This window comes from Micromonospora sp. AKA38 (genome assembly GCF_027925725.1).
In the GTDB taxonomy this organism is placed as follows: Bacteria; Actinomycetota; Actinomycetes; order Mycobacteriales; family Micromonosporaceae; genus Micromonospora.
Genome location: NZ_BNEI01000003.1, coordinates 843,283 through 857,616, shown reverse-complemented (window position 1 = coordinate 857,616; position 14,334 = coordinate 843,283). Strand labels below are relative to the sequence as shown.

Annotated in this window: 16 protein-coding genes; 11 read left to right on the top strand and 5 right to left on the bottom strand. The window is 73.7% G+C overall.

All coding sequences use genetic code 11. The features are described 5' to 3' along the window. Window positions 1–41 precede the first annotated feature (41 nt). From TPA0908_RS12470 to TPA0908_RS12460, 3 genes are all read left to right on the top strand, one after another. Window positions 42–320: a F0F1 ATP synthase subunit epsilon gene (locus TPA0908_RS12470; protein ID WP_047893558.1), complete on the top strand. Its 279-nt coding sequence runs from the start codon at window positions 42–44 to the stop codon at window positions 318–320. 12 nt (window positions 321–332) lie between these two features. Beyond that, a complete protein-coding gene (locus TPA0908_RS12465; protein ID WP_281937595.1) occupies window positions 333–788 on the top strand; it encodes a DUF2550 domain-containing protein in 456 nt (151 codons plus the stop codon). Between the two features lie 494 nt (window positions 789–1,282). Beyond that, complete coding sequence (locus TPA0908_RS12460; RefSeq protein WP_281937594.1) at window positions 1,283–1,837, top strand: hypothetical protein; 555 nt, start codon at window positions 1,283–1,285, stop codon at window positions 1,835–1,837. A 41-nt stretch (window positions 1,838–1,878) separates the two neighbouring features. Here the strand turns inward: TPA0908_RS12460 and TPA0908_RS12455 are convergent, their stop codons facing one another. Next, on the bottom strand, window positions 1,879–2,472 hold the full coding sequence (locus tag TPA0908_RS12455; RefSeq protein ID WP_281937592.1) for a class I SAM-dependent methyltransferase: 594 nt from the start codon (window positions 2,470–2,472) through the stop codon (window positions 1,879–1,881). A 129-nt stretch (window positions 2,473–2,601) separates the two neighbouring features. Between TPA0908_RS12455 and TPA0908_RS12450 the strand changes: the two genes are divergently transcribed. The 3 genes from TPA0908_RS12450 (at window position 2,602) to TPA0908_RS12440 (ending at window position 5,273) form a co-directional block, all read left to right on the top strand. Beyond that, a complete protein-coding gene (locus TPA0908_RS12450; RefSeq protein ID WP_281937590.1) occupies window positions 2,602–3,774 on the top strand; it encodes a sensor histidine kinase in 1,173 nt (390 codons plus the stop codon). Continuing rightward, window positions 3,771–4,463 (top strand): response regulator, encoded by a 693-nt coding sequence (locus TPA0908_RS12445; protein WP_281937587.1) that lies wholly within the window; start codon window positions 3,771–3,773, stop codon window positions 4,461–4,463. Before TPA0908_RS12450 ends, TPA0908_RS12445 begins: the two co-directional genes overlap by 4 nt. Before the next feature lie 81 nt (window positions 4,464–4,544). After that, window positions 4,545–5,273, top strand: a complete 729-nt coding sequence (locus tag TPA0908_RS12440) for a DedA family protein (protein ID WP_281937586.1) — start codon at window positions 4,545–4,547, stop codon at window positions 5,271–5,273. Window positions 5,274–5,369: 96 nt separating this feature from the next. On the opposite strand, the gene TPA0908_RS12435 is transcribed toward TPA0908_RS12440, so the two are convergent. Next, on the bottom strand, window positions 5,370–5,942 hold the full coding sequence (locus TPA0908_RS12435) for a cob(I)yrinic acid a,c-diamide adenosyltransferase (RefSeq protein ID WP_107157005.1): 573 nt from the start codon (window positions 5,940–5,942) through the stop codon (window positions 5,370–5,372). On the opposite strand from TPA0908_RS12435, the gene murA reads away from it, so the two are divergent. After that, window positions 5,941–7,371, top strand: coding sequence for a UDP-N-acetylglucosamine 1-carboxyvinyltransferase (gene murA / locus TPA0908_RS12430; RefSeq protein WP_281937583.1), 1,431 nt, complete (start codon window positions 5,941–5,943; stop codon window positions 7,369–7,371). The two genes, TPA0908_RS12435 and murA, sit on opposite strands and share 2 nt — an antisense overlap. 66 nt (window positions 7,372–7,437) lie before the next feature. After that, window positions 7,438–8,286: a 3-hydroxyacyl-CoA dehydrogenase family protein gene (locus TPA0908_RS12425; RefSeq protein ID WP_107157007.1), complete on the top strand. Its 849-nt coding sequence runs from the start codon at window positions 7,438–7,440 to the stop codon at window positions 8,284–8,286. A gap of 41 nt (window positions 8,287–8,327) precedes the next feature. Here the strand turns inward: TPA0908_RS12425 and TPA0908_RS12420 are convergent, their stop codons facing one another. The 3 genes from TPA0908_RS12420 to TPA0908_RS12410 are packed head-to-tail and all read right to left on the bottom strand — an operon-like array spanning window position 8,328 to window position 10,877. Then, the gene (locus TPA0908_RS12420; RefSeq protein ID WP_281937581.1) at window positions 8,328–9,137 is read right to left on the bottom strand and encodes an alpha/beta hydrolase; all 810 of its coding nucleotides are present in this window, start codon (window positions 9,135–9,137) and stop codon (window positions 8,328–8,330) included. Between the two features lie 49 nt (window positions 9,138–9,186). Continuing rightward, complete coding sequence (locus TPA0908_RS12415) at window positions 9,187–10,032, bottom strand: ABC transporter permease (protein ID WP_281937579.1); 846 nt, start codon at window positions 10,030–10,032, stop codon at window positions 9,187–9,189. Continuing rightward, window positions 10,032–10,877, bottom strand: a complete 846-nt coding sequence (locus TPA0908_RS12410) for an ABC transporter ATP-binding protein (protein ID WP_281937577.1) — start codon at window positions 10,875–10,877, stop codon at window positions 10,032–10,034. The genes TPA0908_RS12415 and TPA0908_RS12410 overlap by 1 nt, the downstream gene beginning before the upstream one ends. Before the next feature lie 85 nt (window positions 10,878–10,962). Here TPA0908_RS12410 and TPA0908_RS12405 point away from each other — a divergent pair, with 85 nt between their 5' ends. The 3 genes from TPA0908_RS12405 to TPA0908_RS12395 are packed head-to-tail and all read left to right on the top strand — an operon-like array spanning window position 10,963 to window position 14,314. Then, window positions 10,963–11,487 carry a PadR family transcriptional regulator gene (locus tag TPA0908_RS12405; RefSeq protein ID WP_281937576.1) on the top strand — a complete coding sequence of 175 codons (525 nt, stop codon included), beginning with the start codon at window positions 10,963–10,965 and terminating at the stop codon, window positions 11,485–11,487. Next, window positions 11,484–12,164 carry an ABC transporter ATP-binding protein gene (locus TPA0908_RS12400; protein ID WP_281937574.1) on the top strand — a complete coding sequence of 227 codons (681 nt, stop codon included), beginning with the start codon at window positions 11,484–11,486 and terminating at the stop codon, window positions 12,162–12,164. The genes TPA0908_RS12405 and TPA0908_RS12400 overlap by 4 nt, the downstream gene beginning before the upstream one ends. Then, entirely contained in the window at window positions 12,161–14,314 is a 2,154-nt protein-coding gene (locus tag TPA0908_RS12395; RefSeq protein WP_281937572.1) for an FtsX-like permease family protein, read from the top strand. The genes TPA0908_RS12400 and TPA0908_RS12395 overlap by 4 nt, the downstream gene beginning before the upstream one ends. Window positions 14,315–14,334 lie beyond the last annotated feature (20 nt).

The following is a 14,334-nucleotide window of genomic DNA, read 5'->3' as shown; positions in this document are numbered from 1 at the left end:
ACTAGACTTTCGGCAATCCGCCGCCGCAGCAAGGAGACAGCGTGGCACAGCAGCTTCACGTCGAGCTCGTAGCCGTCGAGGAGAAGGTCTGGACCGGTGAGGCCGAGATGGTCGTCGCCCGGACGACCGAGGGTGAGCTCGGTGTGCTGCCGGGGCACGCGCCGCTGCTCGGCCAGCTCGCGGAGCCCAGCCAGGTGCGCATCAAGCAGGCCGGTGGCCAGCAGGTCGCGTACGACGTCGCCGGCGGTTTCCTGTCGGTCACCGGTGAGGGCGTGACCGTCCTCGCCGAGAGCGCCACCCCGGCCACTCCGGCCCGCTGAGCCGACCCGCCGATGGAGATCGTGGAAGGGATCGGAATCGGCGTCGCGGTCGTCGTCGTCGCGCTTCTGATCCTCTTCATCCGGCGGGCCCTGTTCACCCGTAGCGGGGGGATCATCCGGCTGAGCGTCCGGGTCACCACGATGCTCGACGGCCGTGGTTGGTCACCCGGCTTCGGCCGGTTCGCCGGCGATCAGCTCCGCTGGTACCGCATGTTCAGCTTCGCGCTCCGCCCGAAGCGGGTGCTCTCCCGCAAGGGGCTGGCGGTGGAGCGCCGCCGCCTGCCCGAGGGGCAGGAGCGCTTCTCCATGCCGGCCGATTGGGTGATCCTGCGCTGTACCAGCGACCATGCTCCGGTCGAGATCGCCATGGCGCGATCCACGGTGACCGGCTTCCTCTCCTGGCTCGAGGCCGCCCCTCCGGGGGCGGCCTCGCCACGTCTGGCCTCCCAGGACTGGCCCGCCGCCTGACGGCCCCCGTCCCGTCCCCGCCCCCTGCACTGCGAGCGGGGTGTCGAGGATTCGCCCTCGGGTGTCCCCGACTGTGCCGGGATGGGGGGTGTCCGGTGTCGACGGGTCGGGCATGCCGGGCGTTGCTTGCGCTTGCAGCGCTACAAACCTGATGGCGTGGACGGGTCGCCGTCCTGACCCATCCACGCCATCAGGTTTGCAGGCTCGGGACGTGAAACGTGGTGGGACGGCGAGTGGAACGCGGTGGAGGTGTGGGCGATAGCGTTCCAGTGGCGGCGGGCGTGCCTCACTGGGTGGTTTGTCCGGTTCGGCGGTGGTGGGCGGCACGCTGGCGGCGGAATCGTCGACGGGGTGGCGGCGTTGTAGACGGGTGCACGGCCGAGGAAGGCGAGCGCCCCCCGCCGCGCGAGCAGCCGGATCCCCCGAGAACTTTGTTGTGCGCCTGACGGTGCCCGCACCCCCCGGTGCGTTGACCCCCGAATGGAGCCCCCGCCATGAACACGATGCTGCGTAAGAGCGTGCTGGGTATTGCTGGTCTGGCTTTCACCGGTGGTGTGTTCGCCGGTCCGATCGCCGGTCATGTCGAGTCCGCGCACGCCGCCACGGCCAGCAAGCCGGTTGCGGTGGCGAGTGTGCAGGGTGAGCAGTCGACGATCAGCCTGAACGACGAGCAGACGGCGAACGTGAAGGCGATCATCGCGGCGACGAAGAAGGCTGGGCTGCCGGAGCGGGCTGCGGTGGTCTCGATCGCGACGGCGTTGCAGGAGTCGAAGCTGGAGAACCTGGGCCATCTCGGCGACCGCAACGACCATGACTCGCTGGGTCTGTTCCAGCAGCGCCCGTCCTCGGGTTGGGGCACCCCGGAGCAGATCACCGATCCGGAGTATTCGACGCTTGCGTTCCTGAAGGGGTTGAAGCAGGTCGACGGCTGGCAGGACATGCCGCTGACCGAGGCCGCGCAGACGGTGCAGGTGTCGGCCTACCCGGACGCGTACGCGCAGTGGGAGAAGCAGGCCACCGACCTCGTCGGCAAGCACTGGAACAGCTGAGACAACGCGAAGGCCGGCACCCCGGACAGGGGTGCCGGCCTTCAGCGGCTCACCGGGCGGCGGCAGTGGTAGACCAGGGCCGGTGGCAGGTTCGCCCAGACCGTACGCCCGATCGTCACCTCCTCGAACGCGCCGGTCAGCAGGTGCCGGAAGCGGCGGGCGGGCCGGGTCGCGAGCGCGTGCCGGTACGCGAACGTGGTGAACACGCCGCTCGGCCGCAGCGCCGCCCGCACCGCGTCGAGAACGGCCAGCTGCCGCCCGGCGCCGAAGGCCGCCCAGGGCAGCCCGCTCACCACCACGTCGGCGGCGGGAAGATGCCGCTCGGTCAACACCCGGTCGAGGGTGGCCGCGTCGGCGCGTACCACCTCGACGGCGGCGTGACGACGTGCCAGCGCGGCGGCGAAGCTCGGGTTGAGTTCGACCGCCAGGTGCTGGCCGCGCCCGGCCAGCCGCTGCTGGATGGCCCGGGTGAAGGCGCCGGTGCCGGGGCCCAGCTCCACCACCAGCGGATGCCCGTTGCGGGGCACGGCGGCGGTGATGTCCCGGGCGAGGACCGATCCGCTCGGCAACACCGCGCCGGTGGCGAACGGGTGTCGGGCGAACTGGCCGAGGAAGGTGGGGGCGTCGCTGATCACGCCGACCGACGGTAGGCGCGCGGACGCCGCCCGGGTCTCGTGCGGCGGGCCGGCACACCGGCCAGTCGGAGGAGGGGCGCCGGCCGGTGGAAGGGCTGGCCGCCGCGTCCGGCTCCGTATGGTGGCCGCATGGGGGGCAGGCGGTGGAGCTGGTGGCCCGAGCTGCTGCTCGGGCTCGGCACGGCCGCGTTGGGATTGATCAGCACCCGGATCGTCATCCCCGGCATTCCGCGCGAGGCGTGGGCGGGGGTCTTCGCGGTGCTCACCGGCCTGGTCCTGGTGGGCGTCCGGCGCTGGCCGTGGCCGGTGCTGCTCGCCACGTCGGCGCTGCTGGTGGTGGCCGACGCGGTGACGGTGACCGGCGCGGACACCGCCCAGTTCGCCGCCGCGGTCGCGTTGGGCTACGTCGCGTACCGGTCGAGCTGGCCGGCCACGGCCGCCGGGTACGCGCTGCTGCTGACCGTGACGCTGATCAACGTGATCGACCCGGGCAACGCGGAGGTCCTCCGTGGCGGTGTCGGCGTGTTGCGGCTGGTGATGCTGGCCGGGATCGCCGCCGCGCCGGTGGCGTTCGGCCGCTACCTCAGCGGCGTGCGCCAGGCCGCTCGCGCGGCCGAGGAGCGGGCCCGGGAGGCGGAGGAGCGGCGGGCGACGGAGGCCCGGATGGTCCGGCTGACCGAGCGCACCGCGATCGCCCGGGACCTGCACGACATCGTCGCGCACCACGTCGCGGCGATCGCGCTGCGGGCCGGCGCCGCCCGGTACGCGGTGCAGCACACCGGCCGCCCCGACGAGGCGGTGTTGGCGCTCGACGAGCTGCGGGACACCGCCGGCCAGGTGTTGGACGAGCTGCGGGAACTGCTGGAGGTGCTCCGTGACCCGGACGCGGTGGCGCCGGCCGAGACGTCCGTCGATCCGGCGCAGGTGATCCGGGACGCGGCCCGGCGGGTGCGGGAGGCCGGCCTGGCGGTGCAGGTACGGATGCCCGAGGTGCTGCACATGCCGCTGGTGGGAGGCACGACCGCGGCCCGGGTGGTGCAGGAGGCGCTGACCAACAGCCTGAAGCACGCCGGGCCGGGCGCGGTCGTCTCGGTCGACGTCCAGGTGACCGGTGGCGCGTTGCTGATCGAGGTGTGGGACAGCGGCCCGGCGCGTCCGGGCCCCCGGTTGCCGGCCTCGGGGCACGGGCTGCGGGGCATGCGGGAGCGGGTGGGCCTGCTCGGTGGGACGCTCGTCGCGGGTGGCACGGAGGGTGGCGGCTGGCGGGTCCGGGTACGGCTGCCGATCAGGGAGAACGAATGATCAGAGTGTTGGTGGTCGACGACCAGACGTTGGTCCGGGCCGGGGTGGGCCTGGTGCTGCGGACGGCCGGGGGCTTCGAGGTGGTGGGCGAGGCCGGCGACGGCCACGAGGCGGTCCGGCTCGCCGAGCGGCTACGGCCGGACGTCATCCTGATGGACCTGCGGATGCCCCGGCTGGACGGCATCGAGGCGACCCGGCGGATCCTGCGGCAGCAGCCGGCGGCCCGGGTGCTGGTGCTGACCACGTTCGCGGACGACGCGAACGTCTACGGGGCGCTCGGCGCGGGCGCGCAGGGCTACCTGGTGAAGGACGGCGCCCCCGAGGAACTGGTCGACGCGGTCCGGCGGGCCGCCCAGGGTGAGCCGCTGCTCGCCCCGCCGGTGCTGGCCCGGGTGCTGCGCCGCGCGCTCGCCGCGCACGACCGCGACCGTACCCCCGATCCGGCCGTCGCGGGGCTCGGTCTGCTCAGCCCGCGGGAGCGGGAGGTGCTGGCGCTGGTCGGGGCCGGACTGTCGAACGCGGAGATCGCCGCCCGGCTGCACCTCGGCGTGACCACGGTGAAGACGCACGTCTCGGCCGCGATGGAGAAGCTGGAGCTGCGGAACCGGGTGCAGGCGGCGGTGGTGGCGCACCGGCTGGGTCTGGTCGACGACGGGTTCAACCCGGTGCCGGATCCGGGTGGACCCTAGGGCCACGACCGGCCACCCGGAGGACCCGCCCCGGCCGCGGGCAGGACGTCACCGGCCGACGCCGCGGCGACGCTGGTAGGCATGACCTTCCTGGATTCCCTGGTGGACCGGCTCGACACCCTGCCGCCGGGCCTCCTGCTGCTGGTCGCGGCGGCGGTGCTCGCCGGCGAGGTGGGGCTGCTGGCCGGGCTGGTGCTGCCGGCCGCGACCACCATGCTGACGGTCGGCTTGCTGGCCCGTGCCGGCCGCGTCGACCTGGGCGTCGCGCTGGCGGTGACCACCACCGCCGCGTTCGTCGGGGATCAGCTCGGCTATCTGGAGGGGCGGCTGCTCGGCCCCCGCCTGCGTGGTGGGCCGGTCGGCCGGTGGGTGGGGGAACCTCGCTGGCGGCGGGCCGAGGCGCTGGTCGCCGCCCGGGGCGGGACCGCGGTGCTGCTGGGTCGCTGGACGGCGTTCGTCCGCACGCTGGTGCCCCGGGTGGCCGGGGCGGCCGGACTGCCGTACCGCCGGTTCGTGCTCTTCGACGGCCTGGCGGTCGTCGTCTGGGTGCCCGGCACGGTGCTGGTGGGCTGGGCGGCCGGCGGACTGCCGGCCGGTCTCCCGGCCGCCGCCGGGGTGGCGGTGGTGGTGGCGGTCGCGCTCGCGGTGGCGTTCCGGCGTCTGCGGGTACGCCGACGGCGCGCGGGCCGCCGCGCCTGCTCCGGGCCGGTGCCGGCGCGGGCGGGCGGCACCCGCCGCCGGCCGGGTTCCCGCCGTCCGGGAGAGGGCCGGACCGCGCCCGTCCGGCGGGGCGCGGTCGACCGCTGCTGACCCGGCCGGCCGCTCCGCCGGAATCCGGTCACCGGGTACGACTGGCTGCCGTCAGGTCGGGTATGCGGGCCTGCGCGTGGTGCGGCCCGCTGACGGTCAGCGCTTCCCGCCCGGCACCCATAGCACATCGCCGCCCGGATTGGCCGTTCTTGACAGGATAAAGAGCAGATCGGAGAGCCGGTTGAGATACTTTGCCGGGAGCGTGCTGGTCCGATCGGGGTCGTGCGCGACCAACGCCCATGCCGCACGCTCGGCGCGCCGGGCGGTCGTCCGTGCCACGTGCAGCAGCGCCGCGCCCGCGGTGCCGCCGGGGAGGATGAAGGAGTCGAGCTTGCCCAGGCGCGCGTTGAACTCGTCGCACCAGCCCTCAAGGCGCTCGACGTACTCCTCGGTGACCCGCAGCGGCGGGTACTCCGGGTCCGGCTCGACCGGTGTCGCCAGGTCCGCGCCGACGTCGAACATGTCGTTCTGCACGGACTCCAGCACCCCCCGCAGCTCGTCCGGGAGCTGCCCCAGGGCGAGCGCGACGCCGATCGAGGCGTTGCACTCGTCGACGTCCGCGTACGCGGCGATCCGCGGATCGGTCTTCGGCACCTGCTCGTTGTTGCTCAGCCTGGTCATGCCGGCGTCGCCGGCCTTGGTGTAGATGCGCGTGAGGTGGACGGCCATGACGCACAGCCTACGGATACCTGACCTGACCATCCCGGTACGGCCCGACCGGCCGACCGCGGTGGGGCCGGGCGACGCCGGCGACCCGGCGGTCAGCGACGTCGACGTCATCCGGGTACGCGGGGACGCCCGGCTGGCCGGCACCGTGCACGTGGTGGGCGCGAAGAACTCGGCGTTGAAGCTGATGGCCGCCGCGCTGCTCGCGCCCGGCCGTAGCGTGATCACCAATGTGCCCCGGATCACCGACATCGCGATCATGGGTGAGGTGCTGCGTCGGCTCGGCTGCGGCGTACGCTTCGGCCCCGACGACCCGGTCGACCCGATGGTCGCCGGCGGCGGCAAGGAGCGGTCCCGCTCGGTCGTCATCGACGTGCCGGAGCGGCCGGGCGCGGAGGCCGACTACGACCTGGTCCGCCGGCTGCGCGCGTCGATCTGCGTGCTCGGCCCGCTGCTGGCCCGGCGTGGGCACGTCCGGGTGGCCCACCCCGGCGGCGACGCGATCGGCTCGCGCGGCCTGGACATGCACATCGCCGGGTTGGCCCGGATGGGCGCGGACATCTCCGGTGAGCACGGCTTCGTCATCGCCGAGGCGCCGGACGGGCTGCACGGCGCGGACATCGTGCTGGACTTCCCGAGCGTGGGCGCCACCGAGAACCTGGTGATGGCGGCGGTGCTGGCCCGGGGCACCACGACGATCGACAACGCGGCCCGGGAGCCGGAGATCGTCGACATCTGCACCATGCTGAACCGGATGGGCGCCCGGATCTCCGGCGCCGGTTCCTCGACGGTGCAGATCGTCGGCGTGCCCGACCTGCGCCCGGTGCGGCACGCCACGGTGGGGGACCGGATCGTGGCCGGCACCTGGGCGTTCGCCGCCGCGATGACCCGCGGCGACGTCACCGTGACCGGCCTCGACCCGGCCTACCTGGAGGTCGCGCTGGACAAGCTGGTCTCGGCCGGCGGCCTGGTGGAGACGCGCGGCGACGCGTTCCGGGTCCGGATGGACGACCGGCCGGCGGCGGTGGACGTGGTCACGCTGCCCTATCCGGGCTTCGCCACCGACCTGCTGCCGATGGCGATCGGGCTGGCCGCGGTGAGCCACGGCGGCTCCCTGATCACGGAGAACATCTTCGACGGCCGGTTCATGTTCGCCAACGAGATGATGCGGCTCGGCGCGGAGATCCGCACCGACGGCCACCACGCCCTGGTCTGTGGCCGGGAGCGGCTCTCCGGTGCCCCGGTCCGGGCCACCGACATCAGGGCCGGCGCCGGCCTGATCATCGCCGGGCTGTGCGCGGACGGGCTCACCGAGGTCTCGCACGTGCACCACGTCGACCGGGGCTACCCGGACTTCGTGGCGGACCTGCGGGCACTCGACGTCGAGGTGGAGCGGGGCACCGCGCCGGAGGAACCGGACCTGGCCATCTGACGGTCCTTATCCCTCGTTAAGTAGGGTTCTCCCAGACGTTGTAGGAAACGGGCGAGGGAGAAGCAGATGGCGGGTCGACTCGCGGTCGTCGGTGCCGGGCTGATGGGCTCGGGCATCGCCCAGGTGGCGGCGCAGGCGGGCTGGCAGGTGACGCTGCGCGACGTCGACGACGCGGCCACGAAGCGGGGCGTCGACGGCATCCGGAAGTCGCTGGCGAAGTTCGCCGAGAAGGGCAAGATCGAGGCGTCCGACGTCGAGGCGACGCTGGCCCGGATCACCCCGACCACCGAGCTGGAGGCGGCGGCCGACGCGGACATCGTGGTCGAGGCGGTCTTCGAGAAGATCGAGATCAAGCACGAGGTGTTCCGCGCGCTGGACAAGATCTGCAAGGCGGACGCGGTGCTGGCCACCAACACCTCGGCCATCCCGGTCACCCAGATCGCCACCGCCACGCAGCGTCCGGAGTCGGTGGTCGGCACCCACTTCTTCTCGCCGGTGCCGATGATGAAGCTCTGCGAGCTGGTCCGGGGCTACAAGACCGCCGACGCGACCATGGACACCGCCCGGTCGTTCGCCGAGGAGATCGGCAAGACCGTCGTGGTGGTCAACCGGGACATCGCCGGTTTCGTCACCACCCGGCTGATCTGCGCGCTGGCCATGGAGGCGGTCAAGCTGGTGGAGTCCGGCGTGATCTCCGCCGAGGATCTGGACACCGCCTGCAAGCTGGGTTTCGGGCACGCCATGGGCCCGCTGGCCACGGTCGACCTGACCGGCGTGGACGTGTTGCTCAACGCCACCCGCAACATCTACACCGACACGGCGGACGAGAAGTTCTTCCCGCCGGAGCTGCTCCAGCGCATGGCCACCGCCGGTGACCTGGGCCGCAAGTCCGGCCAGGGCTTCTACCCGTACTGAGTCGTGCGGACCGCCCCCGGCCGGTGCCGGCCGGGGGCGGCTCATGGCCGGGGCGGGGTGAGCGCGGCGCCGATCAGCGCGAACGCGTCCGGGATGACGGTGCCCCAGTAGCCGAAGTTGTGCCGCCCGTCGGCCCAGGACGCGCGTACCGGGCGTTCGGGCAGCACCCGGGCCAACGCGCGGACGTCCTTCAGGAAGTTGTCCTGCCGGCCGCACCAGAGCCCGACCGGTGTGCCGCGCAGCCTGTCGACGCCGGTGAAGACCGCGTCGCCGCGGCTGACCGCCGGGGAGAAGGCCGCGACCATCCGCGCCCAGGCCGGGTACGTCTCGGCGAGCAGCAGCGCCCCGAAGCCCCCCATCGACCAGCCCCAGACGGCCAGCCGGCCGCTGTCGAAGCCGCGTCGGGCGCACCAGGCGGGCACCTCCTCGCGCACCATCCGCTGTGGGTCGTCGGTGCCCGACGGACGCCAGGAGAGCCGGCCGCCGGTGGCGCCGGCGAGCGCGAACGGCGGGGCGCCGCGGCGTACCGCGTCGGTGAGGAAACGGGCCAACCCGAACCGGCCGTAGTCGCGCGGGGTGGCGGAGGCGCCGTGCAGGACCAGGCAGACGGGCAGGCCGCGGCCGTCGCCGTACCCCTCGGGCACGGCGGTCCAGAAGTCCACCTCCCGGCCCCGGGCTGCGGAGGCGATCCGGATCAGCCGTTCGTCGCCGGCCGGCGCGTCCGGCACGGCGGGTCCGGGCCCGGGGCGGGGCTCGGCGAGCTGCCGGGCGGCCAGGCCGCCGACCAGGCCGGCGCCGGCGATCCCGCCGGCGGCGGTCAGCACCGCCCGCCGGCTCAACGTGCGTCCCATGCCGGCGAGTGTGCCACCCCGGGTGTAAGAAGGGGCCCCTCCTTACACCTCAGCCGTCGCGGCGGGTGGTCCAGCGGAACGTGGTCAGGCAGAGCACCAGGCCGATCACGCACCACGCGCCGAGCACCAGCGCCACCTTGCCCAGCTCGAACGAGCCGCCCGGCTCCTGACCGCCGAAGCTGTCCGGCAGGAAGACCGAACGCAGGCCCTGGCACATCCACTTCAGCGGGAAGATCGCCGCGACCTGCTGCATCCAGGTGGGCAGGCTGGTGAAGACGAAGAACACGCCGGAGATGAACTGGAGGACCAGCGCGACCGGGGTGACCACGGCCGAGCCGCTGCGTGCGGTGCGGGCCAGCGACGAGATGGCGATGCCGCAGAGCGTGCAGGCGGTGACACCGAGCACGGCGACCCAGCCGAACGTGAGCCACTTGGCGGCGGTCTGCGGCAGGTCCAGGTCGAACAGCGCCACCGACACGGCGAGCAGCAGCGCGGTCTCGGCGACGCCGATCACCACCACCATGATCACCTTGCCGGCGAACCAGACCCACTTCGGCATCGGCGTGCCCCGGTAGCGCTTGAGCACGCCCCGGTCCCGCTCGATCGGGATCCAGATGCCGAGGTTCTGGAAGCTCACCGTCATCAGGCCGGTCGCGATCATGCCGGTGATGAAGTACTGCGTGTAGCTGACGCCCGGGGCGATCTCGTCGCTGAAGATCGCCGCGAAGATCAGGATCATGATGATCGGGAAGCCCATCGTGAACACGACGGACTCCCGGCTGCGCAGGAACTGGGTGATCTCCAGGCGGCCCTGGCGCAGCGCCAGCGCGCCCGCGCCGGTCCGCCGGGCCGGCGCGGCGACGACCGGGGCCGTCGGCTTCGTCGTGGTGGTCATCAGTGTCCGATCATCCGCAGGTAGACGTCTTCCAGGGTCGGCCGGGTCACGGTGAGGCCGGGCACCTCGCCGCCGAAGCGCGCGGCCAGGTCGTACACCAGCGCCGTCGGCGTCGCGGACTGCGCCGACCCGGGCGTCCCGTCCGGGTTGCGCCAGGAGACGGTCGCCAGCGCCTCCTGGCGGTTGCCCAGCTTGTTCGGCGGCGCGACCTCCACCACCCGGCCGGCCGCGATCACGCCGACCCGGTCGGCGAGCGCCTCGGCCTCGTCCAGGTAGTGGGTGGTGAGCACGATGGTGGTGCCGGCGGCGGCCAGGTCCCGGATCAGCTCCCAGAACTCGCGTCGGGCCTCCGGGTCGAAGCCGGTGGTCGGCTCGTCGAGGAAGAGCAGCTCGGGGCGGCCGATGATGCCCAGCGCCACGTCCAGGCGGCGCTTCTGGCCGCCGGAGAGCGTGTGCGTGCGCGCCTTCGCCTTGGCGCCCAGCCCGACGCGTTCGACCACCTTGGCCGGGTCGTCGGCGTCCGGGTAGAAGCCGGAGAAATGGCGGACCACCTCACCGACGGTCAGCTCGTCGAACTCGCCGGTGCCCTGGAGCACGATGCCGACCCGGGACCGCCAGTCGGCGTCGGCGTGGGCCGGGTCGGTGCCGAGCACCCGCACCTCGCCGGCGTCGCGGTGCCGGTAGCCCTCCAGGATCTCGACCGTGGTGGTCTTGCCCGCGCCGTTCGGGCCGAGCAGGGCGAACACCTCACCCCGGTGGACGTCCAGGTCCACCCCGGCCACCGCGACGTTGTCGCCGTACGTCTTGCGCAGTCCCCGTACGGAGATCGCGAGCTGCTGGTCCATGACTCAAGTGTGCGTCCTGCGGCCCTCGGCCCGGTCCCGGGGTTAGCTATGTACGCGAGGTATACACTCGGTGTAGTATCGCCGCATGACCGTTCCCCTGACCCTGCTCGGCCTGCTCGAACGCGAACCGAGCCATGGCTACGACCTGAAACGCGACTACGACACGTTCTTCGGGCGCGGCAAACCGCTGCCGTACGGGCAGGTCTACTCGACGCTGAGCCGGCTGGCCCGGGACGGCAAGGTGATGGTCAGCGACGTCGCCCCCGGCGCCGGGCCGGACCGCAAGCGCTACGTCATCACCGACCGGGGCGCCACCGAGGTGGAGCACTGGCTGACCGAGCCGGTGGAACCGGAACCCCACCTCCAGACCGTGCTGTTCGCCAAGGTCGTGCTCGCGCTGATGCTTGATCGTCCGGCCGAGGCGTACCTGGACACCCAGCGCGCCGCCCACCTGCACCGGATGCGCGAGCTGACCGAGGTCAAGCGGAACGGCGGGCTGGTCGACGTGATGCTCGCCGACCACGGCCTCTACCACCTGGAGGCGGACCTGCGATGGATCGAGGCTACCGGCGCCCGACTCGACGCGCTGCGGAAGGAGGTTCGGCGATGACCGTGACGATCGAGGCCCGCGACGTCACGTTCTCGTTCGGCGAGACCCCCGCCCTGCGCGGCGCGAGCCTGGCCGTGGAGGCCGGTGAGGTCGTCGCCGTGATGGGGCCCAGCGGCTCCGGCAAGTCGACGCTGCTGCACTGCCTGGCCGGCATCCTGGTGCCCGACTCCGGCGAGGTCCGCTTCGGCGACGTGCGGATCGACACGCTCGGCGAGGCCGACCGGAGCGCGCTGCGGCGGGACCGCTTCGGGTTCGTCTTCCAGTTCGGCCAGCTCGTCCCCGAACTCACCGCCGCGGAGAACGTCGCGCTGCCACTGCTGCTCGGCGGCATCCGGCGTGGGCCGGCGCTGCGGGCCGCGCACGGCTGGTTCGAGCGGCTCGGGCTGGCCGGTCTGGAGCACCGGCGATCGGGCGAGCTGTCCGGCGGGCAGGCGCAGCGGGTCGCGCTGGCCCGGGGCCTGGTCGCCCGCCCGCAGGTGCTCTTCGCCGACGAGCCCACCGGCGCGCTCGACTCGCTCACCGGCGAGGAGGTGATGGCCCTGCTCGTCGACACCGCCCGGGAACAGGGCACCACCGTCATCCTGGTCACCCACGAGCCGCGCGTCGCCGCGTACGCCGACCGGGAGGTCGTGGTGCGGGACGGCCGGATCAACGCCCCGGCCGGAGTCGCCTCGTGATCGCCCTCGCGCTGCGGCTCGCCGTCGCGGGCGGCCGGGAGGCGCTCGTCCGGCTGGTGGTCATCGCCGCCGCCGTCGCGATCGGCGCCGGACTGCTGCTCACCACCGTGGCCGGCGTGCACGCCACCAACGCCCAGCTCGGCCGGTACGCCGCGATGTACCCGCAGGAGACGGCGGGGGGCGCCACCGATCCGCTGCTCTGGTCGACCCGGTACGACTACTTCCACGGCGCGCAGATCCTCCGCGTCGACGTCGCCGCCACCGGGCCGACCGCGCCCACCCCGGTCGGGGTGCCCCGCGTGCCCGGCCCCGGCGAGTGGTACGCCTCCCCGGCGATGCGGAAACTGCTGGCCACCACCCCGGCCGACCAGCTCGCCGACCGCTACCCGGGCCGTGACCTCGGCGCCATCGGTCCGGCGGCGCTCACCTCGCCGGACACGCTGCTCGTGCTCGTCGGTGGCACCCCCGAACAGGTGGGGGCGCTGGCGCAGGTCCGCGACGTCACCCGGGTCGACGACAACCGGGCCCCGCTGCCGGACACGGCGATCGACCTCATCCTCGGCGTGGTGGCCGGCGGGCTGCTCTTTCCCGTCCTGATCTTCATCGGCACCGCGACCCGGCTCGGTGCCGCCCGCCGGGAGCAACGCTTCGCCGCGATGCGCCTGGTCGGGGCCACGCCGCGACAGATCTCGGTGGTCGCGGCCGTGGAAGCCACGCTCGCGGCGGCCGTCGGCGTCGGGGTCGGCTTCGCGCTGTTCCTCGCGTTCCGCGGGCAGCTCGCCGGAATCCCGTTCACCGGCATGCCGTACTTCCCCGGCGACCTGTCCCTCGGTGCGGCGGACGTCGTGCTGGTGGCGCTCGGGGTGCCGACGGGCGCGGCGGTCGCGGCCTGGATGGCCTTGCGCCGGGTACGGATCTCTCCGCTCGGCGTGACCCGGCGGGTGACCCCCCGGCCACCGCGGGCGTACCGGCTGGTCCCGCTCGTGCTCGGGCTCGCCGGGCTGGGCTTCGCGTTGCTCTACCGGCCCGGCACCGCGGACGGCCAGACCGCGCTCTTCCTGCCCGCGCTGCTCCTGATCATGATCGGGCTGATCGCCGGCGGCCCCTGGCTGACCATGGTGGGTGCGCGGGCGATGGCGGCCCGGGCCAGCCGACCGGCGGCGCTGATCGCCGCCCGCCGGCTCGCCGACAACCCGGCCGCCGGCTTCCGGGCGGTCAGCGGCGTGATGCTCGCGCTCTTCGTGACTACAGTGGCGGTTGGCGTGATGGGCACGATCGCGGCCGAGCGCGGCCCGGCCCCCCGGGGTTCGCTGGAGGCGGGTCGGCTGTCCTTCTATCTGGGGGACGACGCGCCGGTGCCCGCCACGCTGCTGGCCGAGCTGGCCGCGGTCCCCGGCGTGCGTGATCCGGTGATCGTCCGGCAGAACCCGGTGCGCGGCGGCGAGCACGAGCCGGGCGTGATCGCCTGTGCGGACATCCCGCCGGTCTACGGGCGGTGCGCCGACGGGGTGGCCGTCGCCGAGGTGGCGTCGGGCCTGATCCCCTGGCGGGCGTCCGCCTCGGCGGACCGGATCTGGCCGGCGTCCGCTGTCGACCCGGCCGCCCTCCCCGGGCTGCCGGCGGACTCCGTGGCGGTCGACGCGGACGGCCCGATCGCGGTCGAGCGGGCCCGGACGGTCATCGAACGCGCGATCCCCGCCTTCACGGTGGCCCCGAACGTGCCCGGTGACTTCGAGTCCGACTTCACCAACACGATGCGGGGCTGGCAGCGGTTGGCCGACGTGGTCGTGGTGGCCAGCCTCGTGCTCGCCGGATGCAGCCTGGCGGTCGGTGTGGCGGCCGGCCTCAGCGAGCGGAAGCGGCCGTTCAGCCTGCTGCGGCTCAGTGGCGCGCCGGTGCGGCTGCTGCGCCGGGTGGTGGCGCTGGAGAGCGTGGTGCCGATGCTGACCGTCGCCGCGGCCGCGGTCGGGATGGGCCTGGTCGCCGCGCACCTGTTCCTCCGCGCGCAGATGCACTACGACCTGCGCCCGCCCGGGCTCGGGTTCGCCGCCGTGGTGGCCGTCGGGCTGCTCGGCTGCCTGGCCGTCATCGCCGCCACGCTGCCACTGCTGGAACGCGTCACCGGCCCGCAGACCGCCCGTAGCGAGTGACCCGCCCGGTGGGTCGGCCA

Bases quoted from the DNA above. Each gene is read 5' to 3' on its own strand.
- TPA0908_RS12440 (WP_281937586.1), top strand. From the start codon at position 4,545: ATGACCTTCCTGGATTCCCTGGTGGACCGGCTCGACACCCTGCCGCCG.
- TPA0908_RS12425 (WP_107157007.1), top strand. From the start codon at position 7,438: ATGGCGGGTCGACTCGCGGTCGTCGGTGCCGGGCTGATGGGCTCGGGC.
- TPA0908_RS12435 (WP_107157005.1), bottom strand. From the start codon at position 5,942: ATGGCCGTCCACCTCACGCGCATCTACACCAAGGCCGGCGACGCCGGC.
- TPA0908_RS12400 (WP_281937574.1), top strand. From the start codon at position 11,484: ATGACCGTGACGATCGAGGCCCGCGACGTCACGTTCTCGTTCGGCGAG.
- TPA0908_RS12450 (WP_281937590.1), top strand. From the start codon at position 2,602: ATGGGGGGCAGGCGGTGGAGCTGGTGGCCCGAGCTGCTGCTCGGGCTC.
- TPA0908_RS12415 (WP_281937579.1), bottom strand. From the start codon at position 10,032: ATGACCACCACGACGAAGCCGACGGCCCCGGTCGTCGCCGCGCCGGCC.
- TPA0908_RS12465 (WP_281937595.1), top strand. From the start codon at position 333: ATGGAGATCGTGGAAGGGATCGGAATCGGCGTCGCGGTCGTCGTCGTC.
- TPA0908_RS12410 (WP_281937577.1), bottom strand. From the start codon at position 10,877: ATGGACCAGCAGCTCGCGATCTCCGTACGGGGACTGCGCAAGACGTAC.
- TPA0908_RS12445 (WP_281937587.1), top strand. From the start codon at position 3,771: ATGATCAGAGTGTTGGTGGTCGACGACCAGACGTTGGTCCGGGCCGGG.
- TPA0908_RS12460 (WP_281937594.1), top strand. From the start codon at position 1,283: ATGAACACGATGCTGCGTAAGAGCGTGCTGGGTATTGCTGGTCTGGCT.
- murA (WP_281937583.1), top strand. From the start codon at position 5,941: ATGACGCACAGCCTACGGATACCTGACCTGACCATCCCGGTACGGCCC.
- TPA0908_RS12420 (WP_281937581.1), bottom strand. From the start codon at position 9,137: ATGGGACGCACGTTGAGCCGGCGGGCGGTGCTGACCGCCGCCGGCGGG.
- TPA0908_RS12405 (WP_281937576.1), top strand. From the start codon at position 10,963: ATGACCGTTCCCCTGACCCTGCTCGGCCTGCTCGAACGCGAACCGAGC.